Source organism: Streptomyces sp. NBC_00846, assembly GCF_045207325.1.
Lineage (GTDB): Bacteria > Actinomycetota > Actinomycetes > Streptomycetales > Streptomycetaceae > Streptomyces.
In genome coordinates this window covers 1,257,851-1,279,722 of sequence record NZ_CP108846.1, presented here as the reverse complement: position 1 = coordinate 1,279,722, position 21,872 = coordinate 1,257,851, and the positions used below count along the sequence as shown (strand labels likewise).

Below are 21,872 nucleotides of genomic sequence, written 5' to 3'. Positions count from 1 at the left end.
ATTCGTGGTGCACAGGGGGTTCCAAAAGCTGAACAATGCTCTACTCTCCCGCACATGTCGTGGACACGAAGGCTTCTGGTGGTACTGGCGGCGCTCGCCGCCACCCTCCTCGCGGCTCCGGCCGCCCAGGCGCACGAGGAACGTCCGGTCACCCTGCCCGACGGAACCGGCAGCGTCCCCGTGTACCGCACCGGCGAACCGGATCTGCTGGTCTGCAAGAGCGACCGGGCGGACTTCGAGCGCCGCATAGCCGACTTCCCCCAGGGGCTGCGGGACCGGAACCTGAAGCTGTTCGACCGGTGTCTGAAATCCGGCTACCGCCATCTGCAGCAGGCCGTCGACGCGGTCGGCAGGCCAGGCATGAACATCGCCATCCTGCCCGGCCTGTACGAGGAGGAGCCCTCGCTGCCCAAGCCGACGGGGGAATGCGCCCGGCTGAAGGCGCCCAACTCCCAGCTCGGCTACCAGATCCTGTCCTACGCGCAGCAGGCGCACTGCCCGCACAACCAGAACCTGGTGTCGATCCTCGGGAAGAAGAACCTCCAGATCGAGGGTACGGGCGCTGAGCGCACGGATGTCGTCATCGACGCCAAGTACCAGAAGCTCAACGCGATCCGCGCGGACGGCTCCGACGGCGTCTACTTCAAGAACTTCACCGCCCAGCGCACCACGTTCAACTCCCTGTACGTCCTCGCCCAGGACGGCTTCGTCATCGATTCCGTTCTCACCCGGTGGAACGACGAGTACGGGTTCCTGACCTTCGCGAGCGATCACGGGCTGTACAAGAACTGCGAGTCGTACGGCAACGGGGACTCGGGCATCTACCCCGGAAGCGCGTCGAACATCAATGACGCGTACGGCTACGACGTGCCGCGCTACTCGATCGAGATCACCGGCTGCCGCAGCCACCACAACATGGTCGGCTACTCCGGCACCGCGGGCGACTCCGTCTACGTCCACGACAACGAGTTCGACCACAACATGGGCGGCGCCTCGATGGACAGCGCCTTCCCCGGCCACCCGGGACTGCCGCAGAACCACGCCCGCTTCGAACGCAACCTGATCCACGACAACAACGCCGACTACTACCCGTACGTCGCCGACGGGACCTGCGCCAAGCCGCCCGTGGACCGCGGCTACGAGGACGGCGTCGTCTGCCCGCAGATCTCCATGCCGCCCGGCTCCGGCATCATCACCGCGGGCGGCAACTGGAACCTCTACGAGAACAACTGGGTCTACGGGCAGGAGCGCGCCGCCTTCTTCCTGACCGCGGTCCCCGCCTTCATCCGCGGCGAGAACGCGCTTTCCAAGCAGGCCGACACCTCCCACCACAACCGGTACGCGGGCAACCACCTCGGCACGGACAAGGCGGGCAACTCCCGGCCCAACCGCACCGACGTGTGGTGGGACGGCCAGGGCGACGGCAACTGCTGGCAGTCGGACACCGGTCCGTCCTCCCCGCGCGCCCTGCCCGCCTGCGGCTCCGAGCGCGGCGCCGTGTCCGGACGTACCGACCGGCTCGTCGGCGAACCGGTCAAGCTGGCCCAACTGCTGGTCTGCGCCGACTACAACGTGCAGGCGCGACGGCTGCCGGCCGGCTGCGACTGGTACGGAGCACGTGGCATCGAGCGCATCGAGGTACAACTGGTGCTGGCGGTCGCGGTGGTGCTCGCGCTGGTCGGCGGGGTGCTGTGGTGGCGCAGGCTTCGCGGCAGCGGGTTCGCCACCGCCGTCACGGTACTCGGCGTGCTCGGTCTCGGGCTGGACGTGGCCGGATCGACGATGGGACTGGCCTCCTCCTACGTGCCCGCGCTGGCGCTGCTGCTGACCGGGGTGTGGTGGACCGGGATCGGGCTGGTGCTGCGGGGCGAACGGCCGTGGCTGGGCTGGACCACGGTGGTCCTGGGCGCGCTCACGCTGCTGGACGCCGTCGACAAGGCCGTGTTCATGATCCCGTGGATTCCGCTCAGCCCGGCCTGGGTGCGTGGACTGCTCGGTGTGATCTGGGTGGTGTGGGCCGTCGTGGCCGCCGCACGGCACGGCGAACGGGCCGCGTCGGGCGAACGGGCGGCGTCGGGCGAACAGGCAACGTCGGGCGAACAGGCAGCGGCGGGCGAACGGGGAGCGCCGGCGGAGGGCCGGGCTGCGGACGCGGACGCGGTCGCCACACCGGCCCCTGCGCAGCCCCCCGCCCAGGCCCCGTCTCCCGCTCCGGAAGGAGACGCATCGTGAAGCGTTCCCCCAGACGACCGAGGGCCGTCCGGCCGGGCGCCGCAGCCGTCACCGCACTCACCGCGGGCGCCCTCCTGTTCGGAGCGAGCGCCTGCGGCGGCCGGGCCACCACCCACCACAAACCCGGCACCAGTCACGAGCAGGCCGCCGGCAGCGTCGGCCGACTCCTCACCGCGGACGACGGCTCCGGCCACCGGCTGCGGCAGGTCGACGCCAAGGGCGCCCCCGAGGTGACGGTCGACGTCCGGCCGGACTCCGAGGACGGGTGGAACGTCCACCTCTCCGTGCGGAACTTCCGGTTCACCCCGGACAGCGTGGGCGGCGCCGCTCTCCTCGGGCGCGGCCACGCCCGCCTCTTCCTCGACGGCCACCCCCTCGCCCGGGTCTACGGCTCCTGGTACCACCTCCCCGACTCCCTCGTCCGCGGCGCCGGCACCGCCCTCACCGCCCGGCTCTATGCCGACGACCACACCGCCTGGGCCGTGAACTCCGCCCCGATCCAGGCCACCACCTCCCTCTCCACCGCCTCCGCACCGCCCACCGCCCCCGCGACGCACGCACCGCAGACGCCCCGGCCCGACACGACCCTGGAGATCGTCGTCTCCCACGGAAAGGTCAGCCCCGCCCCCGGCCGTACCGAGATCAAGAAGGGCCGGATCATCGCCCTCCGGGTCCGCAGCGACCACGCCGACACCCTCCACGTGCACGGCTACGACAAGGAGGCCGGGCTGCCCGCCGGAAAGACCGTCACGCTCACGTTCACCGCCGACCGCACCGGGCTCTTCGAAGTCGAGACGCACGAGTCCGACCTGCTCCTGACCCAACTCGTCGTACGGTGACCGTCCTCGCCCATGGCATCGGCGCCCAGCACGATCTCCCGCTGTCCCCCTTCTACGCCTTCGCCGGTGCCTTCGCCGCGCTGTTCGTCTCCTTCCTCGCGCTCGGCCTGCTCTGGTCCGCCTCCCGATTCCGCGGCGACCGGGCCGGCCGGCCGCTCCCGGCCGCCGTCCAGCGCCTCGCCGACGCCCGCCCCACCCGTATCGCCGCGCGCGTACTCGGGCTGGCCGCCGCCCTGTTCGTCACGCTCCACCTCCTCCTCGGTCCGGACGACCCGGACCGCAATCCGGCCCCCGGCGCCGTCTACGTACTCCTCTGGGTCGGGCTCGTCCCCGCCTCACTCCTCCTCGGTCCCGTCTGGCGACTGCTCAACCCGCTCCGTACCGTCCACCTCCTCGGCTGCCGGGTGCTCGGCCGCGACCCGGCCGCGGGCCGCCCCCTTCCCCCGCGCCTCGGGCTCTGGCCCGCCGCGGCCGGGCTCCTCGCCTTCACCTGGCTCGAACTCGTCTCACCCGACCCCGCGTCGACCACCGCCCTCCTTCTCTTCCTCGCCCTCTACACCGCCGTCCACCTCGCGGGCGCCGCCCGCCACGGCGCCGGATGGTTCGACCGGGCGGACGCCTTCGAGGTCTACTCGGGGCTGCTCGCCCGGCTCTCCCCGCTCGGCCGCCGCCCCGCCGACCGCCGTCTCGTACTCCGCTCCCCCTTCAACGGCCTCGACGCCACCCCGCAGAGCCCCGGACTCGTCGCCACCGTCTGCGTCATGCTCGGCTCCACCGCCTATGACGGCTTCTCGGACGCCCCGTCCTGGATCACCACCGTCCAGACCTCACCGCTGGGGCGTACCACCGCGGCCACGCTCGGGCTCCTGGGCGCCGTCGCCCTCGTCGCCACCCTCTATGCCCTCTGCACCGGCGCCACCCGGCTGATCTCCGGTCGGCTCCGCCATCCCCTCACCGCCTTCGCGCACTCGCTCGTCCCGATCGCCCTCGGCTATCTCGTCGCCCACTACTTCACGCTCTTCGTCACCGAAGGACCACGCACCGTCATGGTGGCATCCGGCACTGACAATCCCGTCCCGCCCGAACCGCCCCTGGGCCCGGGCGGGGTCGCCACGCTCCAGGTCGCCGCGATCGTCCTCGGCCACGTACTCGGCGTCGTCGCGGCCCACGACAGGTCCGTACGCCTCTTCCCGGCCGGCCGCGCCGTCGCGGGGCAACTCCCGCTCCTGGTCCTGATGATCACGTACACCATCGGCGGACTGTCCCTGCTCATCGCCTGAGGCCGCGCCCGCACCGGCCCGCATCCCGCAGAGGAGACCCACGGCATCATGGAGACCGTGCCCCATGCGAATACGAACCTCCGCCGCGCCCCCGTGCAGCAGCGCAGCGCCGAACGCCTCGCGCGGATACTCGACGCCTGCGCCGAACTCCTCGACGAGACCGGCTACGAGCAGCTCTCCACCCGGGCCGTCGCCGTCCGCGCCGAGGTCCCCATCGGCTCCGTCTACCGGTTCTTCTCCAACAAGCGCGCGCTGACAGACGCGCTCGCCCGGCGCAATCTGGACAGCTACGCCGAACGCATCACCGCCCGCCTCGCCGTCATCCCGGCCGACGACTGGCGCAGCGCCATCGATGCCGTCCTGGACGAGTACCTGGGGATGAAGCGCTCCGTGGCCGGCTTCGCCCTCGTCGACTTCGGCGCACCGGCCCCCGACGACGACCCGGCCGCCGACGCCAACCAGCGGGTCGCCGGCCGGCTCACCGAACTCCTCTCCGGGCACCTCGGCCGCGCCCCCGACGAGGATCTGCTCCGGACGGTCCTGGTCTGCGTCGAGGCCGCCGACGCCCTCCTCCAACTGGCCTTCCGCGCCGACCCGTCGGGCGACACGGCCATCGTCGCCGAGACCCGCGTCCTGCTCCGGGCCTACCTCGCGCAGGTCCTGGACCGACCGCGCCGGCCGCCGTGCTCAACGGCATCCCGGTGACGGTGACGCCCCGCCAAGGCGCCGGACGGCGTGCCTCCGGTTCTACCGACGGACGTGCCGACGGACGTGCTGACGGACGTGCCGCTGGTTGTGCCCGGCGCGTGACCACCGCGTTGACCTGGGGTTTTGCTCGTATTGTTCGCATGTCGACATCTTGTTGACGCGGGGAGACGCGCCCTGACGTCATCCGGACCGCCGACTCCGGCGGGAGTGCAAGGCGGACAGGTACCGCTCCTCGTCGACCTCGCGCACCTGTATGTCTTCGACATGTCTTCGACCACCACGGCCGCCGGATCTGCCCGCTGCCGAAGGACATCCCGGGTCTCGACGTCTGACACCGGCGATCGACGGCGGCAATTGACCTCAAGTCCGCTGGAGGTCGTACGTTTCCTCCCATGAGTATGGAAGCCACCGCGTGGACGCAGCTCCACAACGTCATGAACGCGCAAGCGGACCGACGCCCCTTCGACCGAGCCACCCTGCGGCGCATCGCCGCGTTCGCCCGTCCGCACCGGCGCCGCGTCGCCCTGTTTCTGCTCCTGAGCGTGGCCACGGCGCTGCTCGCGGTCGCCACGCCCGTCCTCGCCGGACGCGTCGTGAACGCGATCGTGGCCGGCCAGGACGGGGGCACGGTCACCCGGCTGTCGCTGCTCATTGCCGTGATCGCCGTCGCGGAGGCCGCGCTCGGGCTGGCCGGCCGCTGGCTCTCGGCGAACCTCGGCGAAGGACTGATCCTCGATCTGCGCACCGCCGTCTTCGACCATGTGCAGCGCATGCCGATCGCGTTCTTCACCCGCACCCGCACCGGCGCGCTCGTCAGCCGCCTCAACAACGACGTCATCGGCGCCCAGCGCGCCTTCAGTAACACGCTCTCCGGAGTCGTCAGCAATGTCGTGACGCTGCTCCTCACCCTCGGCGTCATGCTCTCCATCTCCTGGCAGATCACCGTGCTCGCCCTGGTGCTGCTGCCGGTGTTCGTGCTGCCCGCGCGCCGCATGGGTACGCGGATGGCGAGGCTCCAGCGGGAAGCGGCGGCCCACAACGCCGCGATGGGCACCCGGATGACCGAGCGCTTCTCCGCACCCGGCGCCACCCTGATCAAGCTCTTCGGCCGGCCCGCCGACGAGTCCGCCGAATTCGCCGCCAGAGCGGGCCGGGTGCGCGACATCGGGGTACGCACGGCCATGGCCCAGTCCGCGTTCATCACCGCCCTGACCCTGGTGTCCGCGCTGGCACTCGCCCTGGTGTACGGGCTCGGCGGGTTCTACGCGCTGCGCGGACAGCTGGACGCGGGCGCGGTCGTCGCCCTCGCCCTGCTGCTGACCCGGCTGTACGCGCCGCTCACCGCCCTTGCCGGGGCGCGCGTCGAGGTGATGAGCGCCCTCGTCAGCTTCGAGCGGGTCTTCGAGGTCCTCGACCTGGAGCCGCTCATCGACCAGAAGCCGGACGCGCGGGCGGTCCCGGAGGGCCCGGTGTCCGTGGAATTCGACCGGGTACGGTTCGGCTACCCGTCCGCCGACAAGGTCTCCCTCGCCTCGCTCGAAGACGTCGCGACCCTCGACACCCGGGGCGGCGACGAAGTGCTGCGCGGGGTCTCCTTCCGTGCCGAGCCCGGTCAGACGGTGGCACTCGTCGGCTCGTCCGGAGCGGGCAAGTCGACCATCGCGCAACTGTTGCCGCGCCTGTACGACACCGACGAGGGTTCCGTACGCATCGGCGGCATCGACGTACGCGACCTGTCCGCCGACACCCTGCGCGACACCCTCGGCATGGTCACCCAGGACGGCCACCTCTTCCACGAGTCGGTCCGCGCCAACCTCCTGCTCGCCCGGCCCGAAGCCACCGAGGAGGACCTCTGGGACGCGCTGCGCCGCTCACGCCTGGACGGTCTGGTCGCCTCGCTGCCCGACGGGCTCGACACCGTCGTCGGCGAACGCGGCTACCGGCTCTCCGGCGGCGAACGCCAGCGGCTGACCATCGCCCGGCTGCTGCTGGCCCGCCAGCGCGTCGTCATCCTCGACGAGGCCACCGCCCACCTGGACAACACCTCCGAGGCGGCCGTCCAGGAGGCCCTCACCGAGGCCCTCGCTGGACGCACCGCAGTGGTGATCGCCCACCGGCTCTCCACCGTACGGGCCGCCGACCTCATCCTGGTCGTGGAGAACGGGCAGATCGTGGAGCGCGGCACCCACGAAGGACTCCTCGCGGCCGGCGGCCGGTACGCGGAGCTCTACCGTACCCAGTTCGAGACCCCCCGCACGGAGCCCGCGGAACTCGGCTGACAACGGCCGCCCGGGAGCCGACGACCGGCCGGGCACATGGAACGGGCGACGACCGCCCGGACCGACGGCCGCCCGGCGGACCCGGAACGGGCGGCGGTCACCCGGCGAGGACGGTCCGGACGCCGGGTCAGCCGGGAAACCCGGTCCCGGCGGCGCCCCAGTCCGCTCCGATGTCCTCGACGCCCCATTCGGGGGTGACCGGATCGGCGTCGGCCGCGGCGTCCGAGGCCGCGCTCTTGGTGCCATCGAGCTCGTAGTGGTGCTCCTTGACGATGCTCGCCACGTCGGAACGGTGTGCGAGGGCCTCGACGAGTCGCTGGTCGCCGGTCACCTTCACCGCGTTGGCGATCCAGAAGGACTCGTAGCCGACCTTCTCCTTGTCCAGGAAGGACGTGAGCGGCCGCTGGCTGTTCCTCGCCTCGGCGCGCAGCGCCGTGAGCGCATGGCGTGACACCGTGACGGGAGCCATGGCGAGCACCCCTGGCGAAATGGCCCCTGGCACCAAAAAACTAACAGCGCTAGTTTGGGGTGCGGACGACTACGCCGTATCCACGGCCCCCGGGAGGAACGCGATGAAGGCCCACGACGGGATGTATATCGGCGGCGAGTGGCGCACCGCCGCGGGCACGGACACGATCGCGGTGGTCGATCCGGCGGACGAGCAGGTCATCGCCCATGTCCCGGCCGGCACCGCCGAGGACGTCGACGCCGCCGTGTCCGCCGCGCGCCGGGCCTTCCCCGCCTGGGCCGCGACACCGCCCGCCGAGCGCGCCGCGAGGATCGCAGCCCTGCGCGACATCCTCGTCGCCCGCAAGGACGAGATCGCCGCTACCGTCACCGCCGAACTCGGCGCGCCGCTGCCCTTCTCGCAAGCGGTGCACGCGTCCGTACCGATCCTGGTGGCCGGTTCGTACGCCGAACTCGCCGCGTCGTACGCCTTCGAGGAGCAGGTCGGCAACTCCACCGTCTACGCCGAACCGGTCGGCGTCGTCGGCGCGATCACCCCGTGGAACTACCCGCTGCACCAGATCGTCGCCAAGGTCGCCCCCGCGCTCGCGGCCGGCTGCGCGGTCGTCCTCAAGCCCGCCGAGGACACCCCGCTGACCGCCCAGCTCTTCGCGGAGGCCGTCCATGAAGCGGGCGTCCCGGCAGGCGTGTTCAACCTGGTCACCGGCCTCGGCCCGGTCGCGGGACAGGCGCTCGCCGAACACCCGGGCGTCGACCTGGTCTCCTTCACCGGCTCCACCGCCGTCGGCAAGCGGATCGGCGCCACGGCCGGCGCCGCGATCAAGCGCGTCGCCCTCGAACTGGGCGGCAAGTCCGCCAACGTCATCCTGCCGAGCGCGGACCTCGCCAAGGCCGTCGCCGTCGGCGTCGCGAACGTCATGGGCAACTCCGGCCAGACGTGCAGCGCCTGGACCCGGATGCTCGTGCACACCTCCCGGTACGACGAGGCGGTCGCGCTCGCCGCGGAGGCCGCCGCCAAGTACGGCGACCGCATCGGCCCCCTCGTCAACGCCAAGCAGCACGCGCGGGTGCTCGGCTACATCGAGAAGGGCGTGGCGGAGGGCGCGCGCCTGGTCGCGGGCGGCCCCGAAGCCCCGTGCGAGCAGGGCTACTTCGTCAGCCCGACCGTGTTCGCCGACGTCACCCCGGAGATGACCATCGCCCAGGAGGAGATCTTCGGCCCGGTCGTGTCGATCATCCGTTACGAGGACGAGGACGACGCCCTGCGCATCGCCAACGGCACCGTGTACGGCCTCGCGGGCGCGGTCTGGGCGGGCGACGACGCCGAGGCGGTGGCGTTCGCCCGCCGGATGGACACCGGGCAGGTCGACATCAACGGCGGCCGGTTCAACCCGCTCGCCCCGTTCGGCGGCTACAAGCAGTCCGGCGTCGGCCGCGAGCTCGGTCAGCACGGACTGGCCGAGTACCTCCAGACCAAGTCCCTCCAGTTCTGACCGTCCGCCCCCGCACCGATCCCCGCTGACGACCGTCAAGGAGCCTGTTCGTGGTCCGCGCCGCCGTACTGCCCGCCGTCGGAGCTCCCCTGGAGATCACCGACATCGAACTCCCGGAGCCCGGCCCCGGCCGGGTGAGGGTCGCTCTCGCCGCCGCAGGCGTCTGCCACTCCGACCTCTCCCTGTCCGACGGCACCATGCGGGTGCCCGTCCCCGCCGTCCTCGGACATGAGGGCGCGGGCACCGTCGTCGCGGTCGGCGAGGGCGTCACCCACGTCGCGCCCGGCGACGGCGTCGTACTCAACTGGGCACCCTCCTGCGGAAGTTGCCACCACTGCGGGATCGGCGAGGTCTGGCTCTGCGCCAACGCGCTGACGGGCGCCGGGGGCATCCACGCCCGCACCGCCGACGGCACCGAACTCCACCCCGGGCTGAACGTGGCCGCGTTCGCGCAGGAGACCGTCGTCGCCGCGAACTGCGTCCTGCCCGCCCCGGACGGCATCCCGCTCACCGACGCCGCGCTGCTCGGCTGCGCGGTCCTCACCGGATACGGCGCGGTCCACCACAGCGCCCGGGTGCGCCCCGGCGAGTCCGTCGTCGTGTTCGGCATCGGCGGCGTCGGCCTCGCGGCGCTTCAGTCCGCCCGGATCGCGGGCGCCGCGAAGATCATCGCCGTCGACGTGTCCTCCGAGAAGGAGGAACTGGCCCGGCAGGCGGGCGCCACCGACTACGTGATCGCCTCCGACACCACCCCGCGCGCGATCCGCAAACTCACCGGCGGCCAGGGCGCCGACGTCGCGATCGAGTGCGTCGGCCGGCCCGCCACCATCCGCGGCGCCTGGGACGCCACCCGCCGCGGCGGCCGCACCACGGTCGTCGGCATCGGCGGCAAGGACCAACTGATCACCTTCAACGCCCTGGAGATCTTCCACTGGGGCCGCTCGCTGACGGGCTGTGTGTACGGGAACAGCGACCCGGCCCGTGACCTGCCGGTCCTCGCCGAGCACATCAGGGCGGGCAGGTTCGACCTCTCCATGATGGTCACCGAACGGATCGCGCTGGACGGCATCCCGGCGGCCTTCGACAACATGATCGCGGGCAAGGGAGGCCGCGCACTCGTGGTGTTCTGAGCCGGGTCGTCACTGGACACGGTCAGACCATCGGCCCCGGCTGCGCCCGCTCCGTGGTCAGCAGCCGGGCGTCCATCTCGCCCCGTTCGAAGAGCCGGGAGGCCACCGCTGTCGGCCACGGCGAAGCCGTCGAGCCCGGAGCCGCCGTAGCGGGCCGCCTCCGTGAGGGCGTCCGGCGCGGCTTTCCGGGCCCGGCCGACTGCTTCTTCGCCTTCCTACGGCCGCTCGGTTCCTCGGCGCTCCGCATCATGTCGGCGTCCCTCCACCGGCTGTGCCGGAATTTTCCGCGTCAGGCCGGTCTGCGTACGCGCACGGGAGACGGCCACCCCGGCCAGACAGAGCAGACCTCCGCCCACGGCGAGCGGCGCGGGCACCTCGTCCAGCAGCAGCCAGGACATCAACACCACCAACGCCGGCACGGCGTAGGTGGTGGCGCCCATCCGTCCCGCGGTGGTCCGGGCGAGTGCGTAGGCCCAGGTGGTGAACGCCAGCGCGGTCGGGAAGAGGCCCAGGTAGACCATGTTGAGGGTGGCGGACAGCGGCGCGGCGGCGGCGTCGGAGATCAGCGCGCCGGAGAACGGCAGACACGCGACGGCACCGACCAGGCAGCCGAACGTGGTGATCTGCAGCGCGGAGCCGTGCCGCAGGGCGGGCTTCTGCCCGACCACCCCGGCGGCGTACGCCACCGCCGCGAGCAGACAGAGCACCACACCGGGCACCGACGCGTTCCCGTGCCCCGATATGGAGAGTCCGACCACGACGGCGCCCGCGAACGACACGGCCATGCCCGCCAGCAGCCTGCCGGGCAGCCCCTCACCGAGCATCCGGGCACCGAGCAGCGCGATCAGGAGCGGACCGATGTTCACCACCATCGCGGCCGTGCCCGCGTCGACCTGCTGCTCACCCCAGTTGAGGAGCACCATGTACAGGCCGAACCACAGCAGTCCGGACTTGATGATCCCCGGCCAGGCGGCCCGCGACGGCAGCCCCTCGCGCCGCAGCAGCAGGAGTGCGCCGAGCGCCACGGAGCCCGTGAGCAGCCGGCCGAGCGCGAGCGCACCGGGCGAGTAGGCCTCGCCGGCGCTGCGGATGGAGACAAAGGCGGAGGCCCACAGCAGCACGGTGGTGCAGGCCGCGGCGGGGGCCCGCCAGTCACGATGTGCCGAGGGGGTCTCCGCCGGGGCGGGTGTCGTCGTCATGTCCCCGACCGTAGGGCCGCGACCGTTCGGCACCTACCGAATTGAATCAGGCTCGATGCCGAGGTGCTCGTACAGCGCCCGTTCCCCCTCCGCGGTCGCCTTCACCGCACGCCCGGACCCGATCCGTACGCACCACCGCGCATCCAGCGCGTACCGGCACAGCGCCGCGCCCGCGACCCCTGCCAGGTGCGGTCTGCGCTCCGTCCAGTCCAGACAGCTCCGTACGAGCGGACGCCGCGACCTCGACTCCAGAGCGATGCCCAGCCCGCCGAACCAGCCGATGCCGTCGTCGGTGAGCGCGAAGCCGGCGTCCTGCTCCAGCAGCCCCCGTACGGTCATGGCATCGGCGATCGCGATGCCGATCCGGCCCGCGAGATGGTCGTAACAGGTACGGCCGCGGGCCAGCGCGCTCCCGGCGCTCGCCGCGCGCAGGGTGCGCGGCCGCTCGGGCACGGCGTCGGTGACGACCTGGGCGGCCAGATCCTCCACGAGGTGCGCCGCCCGTTCACCAGCGAGCCGCAGATAGCGGTGGCGGCCCTGCCGCTCCTCGGCCAGCAGCCCGCCCGCGACGAGCTTGCCGAGGTGTTCGCTGGCGGTGGACGGCGCCACCGAGGCGTAGCGGGCCAGCTCGCCCGCGGTCCAGGCGCGGCCGTCGAGCAGGGCCAGGCAGAAGGCCGCGCGGGTCTCGTCGGCGAGAAGCGCGGCCAGGGCGGCGAGCCGGGGCGCGGCCGGGTCGGGGTGTGCCATGCGTGCCATGTGTTCCAGGATGCGTCAGGAACGCTTCGGCGCCGGCCGAACCGTCCCGGCGGGCGGCAGATGCCCGCGCTCCAGCTGCTCGTACTGGAGCGAGAGACCGTCGACGAGTGCCCGCAGCCCGGTCTCGAACGCTCCCTCGTCGACCTTCTGGCGGCGGTCGGCCAGCAGATGGGCCTGGCCGAGGTGCGGGTAGTCGGCGGGGTCGTACGCCGTCTCGTCGTCCACGAAGCCGCGGGCGAACGAACCGAGGGCCGAGCCGGTGATGAAGTAGCGCATCAGGGCCCCGATGTACGTCGCCTGGGCGGGCGGCCAGCCGGCCCTGACCATCGCGCCGAAGACCGCGTCGGCGACCCGCAGACCGGCCGGGCGGCGACCCGGTCCCTGGGCGAGCACCGGGACGATGTGCGGGTGCTCGGCGAGCGCCGCACGATAGGAGACGGCCCAGTCGTGCAGGGCGGCGCGCCAGTCACGGGCGTCCGACTCGTCGAACATCGACAGATCGACCTGGGCGGACACGGCGTCCGCGACCGCGTCCAGGATCTCGTCCTTGTTGCGGAAGTGGTTGTAGAGCGAGGGTCCGCTGACCCCGAGTTCGGCCGCGAGCCGGCGGGTGGAGACGGCGTCGAGCCCCTCGGAGTCCACGAGTGCGCTCGCCGCCTCGACGATGCGGTCTCTGCTGAGGAGGGGCTTGCGCGGGCGGGCCATGCGGCACATAGTAGGGCCTGCGAACGAAAAACTAGCAGTGCTAATTAAAAGTGGGGAGTCGAAGGATGAACCTGGAGCTCAGCGAGGAGCAGGAAGCCGTCCGGCAGCTCGCCAAGGACTTCGTCGCCCGGGAGATCGCCCCCCACGTCGTGGCATGGGACCGGGCCGAGAACATCGACACGTCGATCGTGAAGAAGCTGGGTTCCGTCGGCTTCCTCGGGCTGACCGTCCCCGAGGAGTACGGCGGCTCGGGCGGCGACCACCTCGCCTACTGCCTGGTCACCGAGGAGCTCGGACGCGGCGACTCCTCGGTCCGCGGCATCGTCTCCGTATCCCTCGGCCTGGTCACCAAGACGATCGCGGCCTGGGGCGACGAGGAGCAGAAGCGGCACTGGCTGCCGAGGCTCACCGCCGGCGAGGCGATCGGCTGCTTCGGCCTCACCGAGCCCGGCACCGGTTCGGACGCCGGGAACCTGACGACGAAGGCCGTCCGGGACGGTGACTCCTACGTCATCAACGGCAGCAAGATGTTCATCACCAACGGCACCTGGGCCGATGTGGTGCTGCTCTTCGCCCGTACCGAGGACACCCCCGGCCACCGGGGCATATCCGCCTTCCTGGTCCCCACCGACACCCACGGTCTCGGCCGCCGCACCATCCACGGCAAGCTCGGTCTGCGCGGCCAGGCCACCGCCGAGCTGGTCCTGGAGGACGTCCGCGTCCCCGCCTCCACGCTCCTGGGCCCGGCGGGCAAGGGCTTCTCGATCGCCATGTCCGCCCTGGCCAAGGGCCGGATGTCGGTCGCGGCCGGCTGCGTCGGCATCGCGCAGGCCGCCCTCGACGCCGCCGTGGGCTACGCGGGCGAGCGCGAGCAGTTCGGCAAGCCCATCGCGAGCTACCAGCTCGTCCAGGAACTCATCAGCGACATCTCCGTGGACGTCGACGCGGCCCGGCTGCTGACCTGGCGGGTGGCCGACCTCGTCGACCGTGGCGAGGACTTCGCCACCGCCGCCTCCCAGGCGAAGCTCTTCGCCTCCGAGGCCGCCGTCCGCGCCGCCAACAACGCCCTCCAGGTCTTCGGCGGCTACGGCTACATCGACGAGTACCCGGTCGGCAAGCTGCTGCGGGACGCCCGGGTGATGACGCTGTACGAGGGCACCAGTCAGATCCAGAAGCTCATCATCGGCCGCGCGCTCACCGGGGTCTCGGCCTTCTGACCGCTGCGTCGCCGCTCGAACGGGAGTCCTCGAACGGGAGCCCTCGAACGGGAGCCCTCGAACGAGAGTCCTCGAACGGGAGTCTGAGTACCGGGCTGAGTACGGGGACGGATGTGGTGCACGCCACCTCGGCCGATGCTGGGTGCCATGAGTGACACAGCACCGGTCAAACAGCAGAGCACCGCGGCCTTCTACGGCCAGGCCGTCGCGTCCTTCGGGGTGGCGATGGCTGCGATGACTCTCGGTATCTACTTTCTGGACGCCGACGCCTGGGTCCGCGGGTTCCTCGCGATCGGCGTCCTCTATCTCGTCACCTCCTGCTTCACTCTGGCCAAGGTCATCCGTGACCGGCAGGAGGCGGGACGGATCGTCAGCCGGGTCGACCAGGCCCGGCTGGAGAAGATCCTCGCCGACCACGACCCCTTCCAGAAGCTCTGACGATCCCTCCCGGACGGGCCCTAAGCGCTTGCTCAGGTTCGCGGTATGGTGTGCGTCCTGCTGATGAGAGGGGCGAGTGACGATGAGCACGGCGGAGGAGACCGACGGCGACAGTGCGCCGTGGGCCGAGGTGACGCCCGAGGCGGCCAGGCGGCTCCTCGTCGCCGCCGTCGACGCCTTCGCCGAGCGCGGGTACCACGCCACCACGACCCGCGACATCGCCGGCCGGGCGGGGATGAGTCCCGCCGCGCTCTACATCCACTACAAGACCAAGGAAGAACTGCTCCACCGGATCAGCCGGATCGGTCACGACCGCGCCCTGTTCGTCCTGGAGGCCGCGGCCGACGGCGGCGGCACGGCCGCCGAGCGGCTGGCCGAGGCCGTACGGTCCTTCGTCCGCTGGCACGCCGAACGGCACACCACGGCCCGCGTGGTCCAGTACGAACTCGACGCCCTCGGTGAGGAGCACCGCGCCGAGATCGTCGAGTTGCGCCGCAGGAGCGACGCGGTGGTGCGCCGGATCATCAGCGAGGGTGTGCGGGCAGGGGAGTTCGACGTGCCCGACATCCCGGGCACCACGCTCGCGGTGCTCTCGCTCTGCATCGATGTGGCGCGCTGGTTCAACGCACAGGGGAGCCGGACGCCGGACGAGGTGGGCGAGCTGTACGCCGACCTCGTCCTGCGCATGGTGGCTGCCCAGCGGTAGCGCCGGGGAGTCGTCAGAAGTAGTAGCGCGACACCGACTCGGCCACGCACACCGGCTTGTCGCCGCCCTCGCGCTCGACCGTGACGACGGCGGTGACCTGCACGCCGCCCCCGGCCTCCTCGACGCTCTTCAGGACGGTCGTCGCGCGCAGCCGGGAACCCACGGGCACGGTGGACGGGAAGCGGACCTTGTTCGTCCCGTAGTTGATGCCCATCTTCATGCCCTCGACCCGCATGATCTGCGGGACGAGCGCCGGCAGCAGCGAGAGCGTGAGGTAGCCGTGCGCGATCGTCGTGCCGAACGGACCGGTCGCGGCCCGCTCCGGGTCCACATGGATCCACTGGTGGTCACCGGTGGCCTCGGCGAAGAGGTCGATCCGCTTCTGGTCGACCTCCAGCCACTCGCTGTGCCCCAGCTGCTCGCCCACCCCGTCGCGCAGCTCCTGCGCGGACGTGAAGATCCTCGGCTCTGCCATGTCCCTGGTCCCTGCCCTTCCCGCTGTCGGCCGTCCGGCATCACAACGCGTGTCCAAGGCCGACCGGCAATGGGGAGGCGACGCCCCCCGTTGCCGGTCGACCTAAGCGCTTGCTCAGCATGGTTGGCGGTGCGGTTCCTGTCAACGACGGACCGGCCCGGGGCGGCCACGTAGGGTTGGAGGAGTGCCCCAGATCCCACAGACACTCCAGGAACTCACGGTCGGCCAGCTCTCCGCGCGCAGCGGCGCCGCTGTCGCGGCCCTGCACTTCTACGAGGCCAAGGGCCTGATCAGCAGCCGTCGCACCAGCGGCAACCAGCGTCGCTACAGCCGGGACGCGCTGCGCCGGGTCGCGTTCGTCCGGGCGGCGCAGCGGGTCGGAATCCCGCTCGCCACCATCCGGGACGCCCTCGCCGAACTCCCGGAGGAGCGCACCCCCAACCGCGACGACTGGGCGCGGCTGTCCGCCAGGTGGCGCTCCGAACTGGACGAGCGCATCGAGCAGTTGGGGCGGCTGCGGGACCATCTCACCGACTGCATCGGCTGTGGCTGCCTGTCGTTGGAGAACTGCGTGCTCTCCAACCCGGACGACATCTCCGGTGAGCGGATCAGCGGCTCCCGGCTGATGCCGGAGCGCCTGCCGGCGGACTGCCGGCAGGCCGACAGCCGGTAGATCCGGGGGACCTGCCGGCTGCCGTTCGGCCGTCGGGCGCGGGCGTCGGACGCCCCGCCCGATCCGAGCACGGATCGCCCCCGCCCCTCACGCCGCCGACGCCAGATCCCGGCGCCGTTCGCTCCGGGCCTTCGTCAGCGCCCCCGGTGTGAGCACCGGCTGCGGCACCAGGATTCCGCACCCCGTGCAGAGCGGCCCCGACCACGGCTCGCACCCCAGCTCCGACGTCCAGGCGATCTCCGTGCCCGCGCACACCGGGCAGGCCGTGCCGGGCTCCGACTCCAAGGCGGCGATCAGCCGGCCGAGGACCTCGGCGAGCGGCGCCGAGGGGTGCACCTCCGGGTCCGCGCAGCGGGCGACCCCGTACCCGCCCCAGGTGCGCCGGTGCCAGTCGTCGAACGCGCCGGGCCTGCGCAGCCCGTTGTGCTTCTCCCGCCTGCGGCGCTCGGCGAACCCCGCCTCGTAACCGAGCCAGACGGCCCGCGCCGCCTCCAGTTCGTCCAGCGCGCGCATCAGCCGCACCGGATCGGGGGACCGGTCCTCGGGCCCGATCCCGTGCCGGGCGCACAGGTGATCCCAGGTCGCCCGGTGCCCATAAGGGGCGAACCGTTCCAGGCACTTGCGCAGCGAATACCGCCGCAGCGCCAAGTCGCCCCGAGGGTCGCGGGCCTGTCTCGCAAGACTCCGGAATCCGGCCACCGCACTGCCACCTCCGTCGCTCGTACTTCGGCGTCGAGGGATAGACGTACGAGCATCCGATCCGGATCCATCCACCTGGAGCGGCGTTCAGCATGTGAGATGACCGGTCGTCATGAACTCCCGAACGAGGGGTATGTGATGATTCGGAAAAGGTGACTGATGCTCACCCTACCGGCGAGTCATACCGTCGGTAACCTCCGGTCCATCGGCCTCTCGGAGGAGCACGCATGCCCCCACGCACCGTCAAGTTCAGAGCCGCCACCGTCGCGGCGGTTCTCGCGCTCGGCACCACCCTGCTCGCGGCCTCGCCCCAGTCCGGCGCCGCGGCGGAACCCGCACCCGTCACCGACTACTGCCAGGGGCAGTGCGACGACATCCTGCCACCCGGCGAGAACGGCAACGCCACACTCGTCGACATCCTCGGCAACAAGGCGTTCGGCACGCACCCCGCGCACAGCGACGACCAACTCGACCGCTACAACGGCCTGGTGGCCGGGCACGCCGCTCTCACCGACCAGAAGCTGAACGACTTCTTCAACGACGCCTCGTTCGGCGTCCCGAAGGACCAGGTCGAGTCCGTCACCTCGCCCCGCGACGACGTCACCATCACCCGTGACAAGGCGTCCGGTGTCCCGCACATCAAGGGCACCACCCGGTACGGCACCGAGTTCGGCGCCGGATTCGCCGCCGGGCAGGACCGGCTCTGGCTGATGGACCTCTTCCGGCACATCGGACGCGGCGAACTCACCTCGTTCGCCGGTGGCGCACTGGCCAACCAGGGCCTGGAGCAGCAGTTCTGGCCGCAGGCCCCGTACACAGAGGCCGATCTCGAAGCCCAGGTCGCGTACATCAGGACCCACGAGGGCGCCCGCGGCGAACAGGCCATGGCGGACGCCCAGGCGTACGTCGACGGCATCAACGCCTACCGCGAGAAGTCCAAGAAGGGCCGCTACTTCCCCGGCGAGTACGTCCTCACCGGCAAGATCGACGCCATCACGAACATCGGGGAGATCCAGCCGTTCAAGCTGACCGACCTGATCTCGATCGCCTCCGTGGTCGGCGGCCAGTTCGGTGGCGGTGGCGGCGGCGAGGTGCAGGCGGCGCTCTCGCTGCTCTCCGCCCAGCAGAAGTACGGCGTCGCCGAAGGCACCAAGGTCTGGGAGTCGTTCCGGCAGCGCGAGGACCCCGAGGCCGTGCTGACGGTTCATGACGGCACGTCCTTCCCGTACGCGGGCAAGCCCGCCACGGCGCGCGGCACCGCGCTGCCCGACAGCGGGTCCGTCACGGCCGAGCCCCTGATCTACGACCGCACCGGCTCCGCGGGCACCGACAAGAAGGCTCCCGTCAAGGCCCCGGCCACGCTCAAGAAGGCCCAGGGCATCTACGACGACGGCGTCATCCCCGCGGGCTCGCTGCCGGGCTCCGGCTCCGGCGCCCAGAAGCGCGGTATGTCCAACGCCCTGCTGGTCTCCGGCAAGCACACCGCGAGCGGAAACCCGATCGCCGTCTTCGGGCCGCAGACCGGCTACTTCGCCCCGCAACTGATGATGCTCCAGGAGCTCCAGGGCCCGGGCATCAGCGCCCGGGGCGTCTCCTTCGCCGGTGTCGGCATGTACATCCAGATGGGCCGCGGCCAGGACTACGCCTGGAGCGCCACCTCGGCCGGCCAGGACATCACCGACACGTACGCCGTCGACCTGTGCGAGCCCGACGGCGCCACGCCCGCCAAGGACTCCACGCACTACCTCTACCGCGGCACCTGCACCGCCATGGAGACGCTGGAGCGCACCAACTCCTGGAAGCCGACCGTCGCCGACTCCACCGCGAAGGGCTCCTACCGGATGCAGGTCCGGCGCACGAACTACGGCATCGTCACCCACCGTGCCACCGTGGGCGGCAAGCCCGTCGCGTACACCTCGCTGCGCACCACCTACCGCCACGAGGCCGACTCGATCGTCGGCTTCCAGATGCTCAACGACCCGTCGTACGTCAAGGACGCCGCCTCGTTCCAGCGGGCGGCGGGCAACATCGACTACGCGTTCAACTGGTTCTACGCGGACTCCCGCACCGCCGCCTACTACAACAGCGGCATGAACCCCGTGCGCGCGGCGGGCGTCGACCCGGCGCTGCCGGTGAAGGCCGAGCGGACCTACGAGTGGAAGGGGTACGACCCGGCCGCCAACACCGCCGCGTACACCCCGTTCGCCGAGCACCCGCACTCCAGCGGCCAGGACTACTACGTCTCCTGGAACAACAAGCAGGCCAAGGGGTATGCGGCCGCGGGCTTCGGGCTCGGCGCGGTGCACCGGGCCGACCTGCTGGACGACCGGGTGGCGAAGCTGGTCGAGGAGGGCGGTGTCTCCCGCGCCTCCCTGACCCGGGCCATGGCCCAGGCCGCCGTCACCGACCTGCGCGGCGAGCAATTGCTGCCCGAACTGCTGAAGGTGATCCGCTCCCGGCCGGTCGCCGACCCCGAACTGAACGGCGTGGTCCAGCAGTTGGAATCCTGGCGGGCGGCGGGGTCGCAGCGCAGGGAGAGCAGCCCGGGATCGCACGCGTACAGCTACGCCGACGCGGTACGGATCATGGACGCGTGGTGGCCGCAGCTGGTCGAGGCCGAGTTCAGGCCGGGGCTCGGCGACGGGCTGTACGGGGCGCTGACCGCCAACCTCGCCACCGACGAGTCCCCGGCGGCCGGCCACGGACCGAGCGGGGCGCACAGCGGTTCGGCGTTCCAGTACGGCTGGTGGGGCTTCGTGGACAAGGACCTGCGCCAGGTCCTGGGGCAGCCGGTCAAGGGCCCGCTGGCCAGGACGTACTGCGGGAACGGTGACCTGGACAGCTGCCGCGACGCGCTGCTGACGTCCCTGAAGCGGGCCGCGGCGGAGCCTGCCGCCGCGGTGTACCCGGGGGACGACAACTGCAAGGCGGGCGAGCAGTGGTGCTCGGACTCGATCGTGCACCGGCCGCTGGGCGGGATCGCGCAGAAGTCCATTCACTGGCAGAACCGCCCGACCTACCAGCAGGTGGTGGAGTTCCCCGCCCACCGGTAGGAACCTTCCGGTTCCGTCCTCCGGCGGAGGACGGAACCGGTTCGCCGGGCGGGCCCGGACCCCCCGGGCCCGCCCGGCCTGCCTCACCGGTACTGGAGGTACTTCTTCCGTACGGACCGGAACGCGGCGAGGTCGTTCGCCCACGCCCCCACCACCTCGTCCGTGTCCGCCCCCGCGTCGATCATCGTGCGGACCCGCGTGTTGCCGGTGAGCTTGTCGATCCAGTTGTCCGAGCGCCAGGCGAACCCGCTCCACGTCCGCTTCGCCGTGACCAGCAGCGCGATCCCCGTGCGTACCGGATCAAAGGCCTCGCGGTCGTGCACGTGCAACTGCACCCCACCGACCGTCTTCCCCTGGAACTTGGAGAACGTCGGCGCGAAGTACGCCTCGCGGAACGCGACTCCCGGCAGACCGAGCGCGTTCGCTGCCGCCGCCCATCGGTGGTCGATGCCTTCGGCGCCGAGCAGTTCGAACGGCCGGGTGGTGCCGCGCCCCTCGGACAGGTTCGTGCCCTCGAACAGGCAGGTCCCCGAGTAGACCAGCGCCGTGTCCGGCGTCGGCATGTTGGGGCTCGGCGGCACCCACGGCAGCCCCGTCGTGTCGAAGAAGTCCGCGCGCTTCCACCCCGACATCTTCACGATGCGCAGGTCCACCGGCCGGGCCAGGTACTCCTTGTTGAACAGCAGCGCCAGCTCGGTGACCGTCATGCCGTGCGCCTGGGCGATCTCCCGGCGGCCCACGAACGTGGCGAACGCCGGGTCCAGCACCGGCCCGAGCGCCGCCCGCCCGGTCACCGGGTTCGGCCGGTCCAGGACCACGAACCGCTTGCCCGCGAGGGCGGCCGCCTCCATGCAGTCGTACAGCGTCCAGATGTACGTGTAGAAGCGGGCGCCCGCGTCCTGGATGTCGAAGACGACCGTGTCCACACCGGACGCGGTGAAGACATCGGCGAGCGGCTGCCCGCTCTTCAAGTACGTGTCGTAGACGGGGAGTCCGGTCGCCGGATCGTCGTACCGCCCCTCCGAACCCCCCGCCTGCGCGGTGCCGCGGAAGCCGTGCTCGGGCCCGAAGACGGCGATCAGGTCGACTCGCTCGTCCGGATGCATCACATCGACGATGTGGCGCACGTCGGACGTGATACCGGTCGGGTTGGTGACGACCCCGACCTTCTGGCCCTTCAGCAGCGCGTAGCCGTCCGCGGCCAGCAGGTCGAAGCCGGTACGGACCCGGCCGTGCCCGTTGCCCCGCCCGTTGCCGGTACCGGGGGCGGCGGTCGCCGCCCCGGTACCGGCGGCCGTCGCCGCGAGGGCTCCCACCGCACCACCGGCGGCCAGCAAACCACGTCTGGACAGGCTCATTCAGCTACCTCCATGATCGCGACCTCTGTCATGGTCACGCACGCTAGCGCGCGTTCGGGCCGTACGGAATGAGCCGGACGAGACGGGTGCGACAGGAGTGTCGCCCGAGCCGGTCCGGCCTCTTCCGCTACGACATACCGACTGGTTAGTCTGCTGAGGTAGTC

19 protein-coding genes are annotated in these 21,872 nt (G+C 71.5%); 12 read left to right on the top strand and 7 right to left on the bottom strand.

The genetic code is table 11. The annotated features are described in order from the left end of the window. Positions 1–54 precede the first annotated feature (54 nt). From OG936_RS05935 to OG936_RS05915, 5 genes are all read left to right on the top strand, one after another. On the top strand, positions 55–2,232 hold the full coding sequence (locus OG936_RS05935; RefSeq protein ID WP_406493010.1) for a right-handed parallel beta-helix repeat-containing protein: 2,178 nt from the start codon (positions 55–57) through the stop codon (positions 2,230–2,232). Continuing rightward, the gene (locus OG936_RS05930) at positions 2,229–3,071 is read left to right on the top strand and encodes a hypothetical protein (protein ID WP_406493008.1); all 843 of its coding nucleotides are present in this window, start codon (positions 2,229–2,231) and stop codon (positions 3,069–3,071) included. Before OG936_RS05935 ends, OG936_RS05930 begins: the two co-directional genes overlap by 4 nt. Then, positions 3,068–4,351: a hypothetical protein gene (locus OG936_RS05925; protein ID WP_406493006.1), complete on the top strand. Its 1,284-nt coding sequence runs from the start codon at positions 3,068–3,070 to the stop codon at positions 4,349–4,351. The genes OG936_RS05930 and OG936_RS05925 overlap by 4 nt, the downstream gene beginning before the upstream one ends. 48 nt (positions 4,352–4,399) lie before the next feature. Next, positions 4,400–5,056: a TetR family transcriptional regulator gene (locus OG936_RS05920; protein ID WP_406493004.1), complete on the top strand. Its 657-nt coding sequence runs from the start codon at positions 4,400–4,402 to the stop codon at positions 5,054–5,056. 395 nt (positions 5,057–5,451) lie between these two features. Continuing rightward, positions 5,452–7,338, top strand: a complete 1,887-nt coding sequence (locus tag OG936_RS05915) for an ABC transporter ATP-binding protein (protein WP_406493003.1) — start codon at positions 5,452–5,454, stop codon at positions 7,336–7,338. A gap of 127 nt (positions 7,339–7,465) precedes the next feature. Here OG936_RS05915 and OG936_RS05910 read toward each other — a convergent pair whose 3' ends face one another. Further along, positions 7,466–7,807 (bottom strand): hypothetical protein, encoded by a 342-nt coding sequence (locus OG936_RS05910; RefSeq protein WP_406493002.1) that lies wholly within the window; start codon positions 7,805–7,807, stop codon positions 7,466–7,468. 103 nt (positions 7,808–7,910) lie between these two features. Here OG936_RS05910 and OG936_RS05905 point away from each other — a divergent pair, with 103 nt between their 5' ends. Together OG936_RS05905 and OG936_RS05900 are read left to right on the top strand one after the other, a co-directional pair. Next, positions 7,911–9,299 (top strand): aldehyde dehydrogenase family protein, encoded by a 1,389-nt coding sequence (locus tag OG936_RS05905; RefSeq protein WP_406493001.1) that lies wholly within the window; start codon positions 7,911–7,913, stop codon positions 9,297–9,299. Positions 9,300–9,349: 50 nt separating this feature from the next. After that, positions 9,350–10,429: a Zn-dependent alcohol dehydrogenase gene (locus tag OG936_RS05900; RefSeq protein ID WP_406493000.1), complete on the top strand. Its 1,080-nt coding sequence runs from the start codon at positions 9,350–9,352 to the stop codon at positions 10,427–10,429. A 215-nt stretch (positions 10,430–10,644) separates the two neighbouring features. Here OG936_RS05900 and OG936_RS05895 read toward each other — a convergent pair whose 3' ends face one another. From OG936_RS05895 to OG936_RS05885, 3 genes are read right to left on the bottom strand one after another with little or no spacing between them, the layout of a single operon-like run. Continuing rightward, entirely contained in the window at positions 10,645–11,628 is a 984-nt protein-coding gene (locus OG936_RS05895; RefSeq protein ID WP_406492998.1) for a DMT family transporter, read from the bottom strand. Between the two features lie 33 nt (positions 11,629–11,661). Continuing rightward, the gene (locus OG936_RS05890; protein WP_406492996.1) at positions 11,662–12,384 is read right to left on the bottom strand and encodes an ArsR/SmtB family transcription factor; all 723 of its coding nucleotides are present in this window, start codon (positions 12,382–12,384) and stop codon (positions 11,662–11,664) included. A 15-nt stretch (positions 12,385–12,399) separates the two neighbouring features. Next, positions 12,400–13,089: a TetR/AcrR family transcriptional regulator gene (locus OG936_RS05885; RefSeq protein ID WP_406492994.1), complete on the bottom strand. Its 690-nt coding sequence runs from the start codon at positions 13,087–13,089 to the stop codon at positions 12,400–12,402. 65 nt (positions 13,090–13,154) lie between these two features. Between OG936_RS05885 and OG936_RS05880 the strand changes: the two genes are divergently transcribed. The 3 genes from OG936_RS05880 (at position 13,155) to OG936_RS05870 (ending at position 15,450) form a co-directional block, all read left to right on the top strand. Beyond that, complete coding sequence (locus OG936_RS05880; protein WP_406492993.1) at positions 13,155–14,306, top strand: acyl-CoA dehydrogenase family protein; 1,152 nt, start codon at positions 13,155–13,157, stop codon at positions 14,304–14,306. A gap of 147 nt (positions 14,307–14,453) precedes the next feature. After that, entirely contained in the window at positions 14,454–14,744 is a 291-nt protein-coding gene (locus OG936_RS05875) for a YiaA/YiaB family inner membrane protein (protein WP_266745293.1), read from the top strand. An 82-nt stretch (positions 14,745–14,826) separates the two neighbouring features. Next, on the top strand, positions 14,827–15,450 hold the full coding sequence (locus OG936_RS05870) for a TetR/AcrR family transcriptional regulator (protein ID WP_406492991.1): 624 nt from the start codon (positions 14,827–14,829) through the stop codon (positions 15,448–15,450). A gap of 13 nt (positions 15,451–15,463) precedes the next feature. Here the strand turns inward: OG936_RS05870 and OG936_RS05865 are convergent, their stop codons facing one another. Then, positions 15,464–15,925 carry a MaoC family dehydratase gene (locus OG936_RS05865; protein ID WP_383753880.1) on the bottom strand — a complete coding sequence of 154 codons (462 nt, stop codon included), beginning with the start codon at positions 15,923–15,925 and terminating at the stop codon, positions 15,464–15,466. Between the two features lie 184 nt (positions 15,926–16,109). Between OG936_RS05865 and soxR the strand changes: the two genes are divergently transcribed. Then, positions 16,110–16,598: a redox-sensitive transcriptional activator SoxR gene (gene soxR / locus OG936_RS05860; RefSeq protein ID WP_406492990.1), complete on the top strand. Its 489-nt coding sequence runs from the start codon at positions 16,110–16,112 to the stop codon at positions 16,596–16,598. A gap of 87 nt (positions 16,599–16,685) precedes the next feature. On the opposite strand, the gene OG936_RS05855 is transcribed toward soxR, so the two are convergent. Then, on the bottom strand, positions 16,686–17,297 hold the full coding sequence (locus OG936_RS05855) for a hypothetical protein (protein ID WP_383753876.1): 612 nt from the start codon (positions 17,295–17,297) through the stop codon (positions 16,686–16,688). Positions 17,298–17,524: 227 nt separating this feature from the next. On the opposite strand from OG936_RS05855, the gene OG936_RS05850 reads away from it, so the two are divergent. Then, positions 17,525–20,350: a penicillin acylase family protein gene (locus tag OG936_RS05850; protein ID WP_406492989.1), complete on the top strand. Its 2,826-nt coding sequence runs from the start codon at positions 17,525–17,527 to the stop codon at positions 20,348–20,350. An 83-nt stretch (positions 20,351–20,433) separates the two neighbouring features. Here OG936_RS05850 and OG936_RS05845 read toward each other — a convergent pair whose 3' ends face one another. Then, a complete protein-coding gene (locus OG936_RS05845; protein WP_406492987.1) occupies positions 20,434–21,708 on the bottom strand; it encodes an exo-beta-N-acetylmuramidase NamZ domain-containing protein in 1,275 nt (424 codons plus the stop codon). Positions 21,709–21,872: the final 164 nt, after the last annotated feature.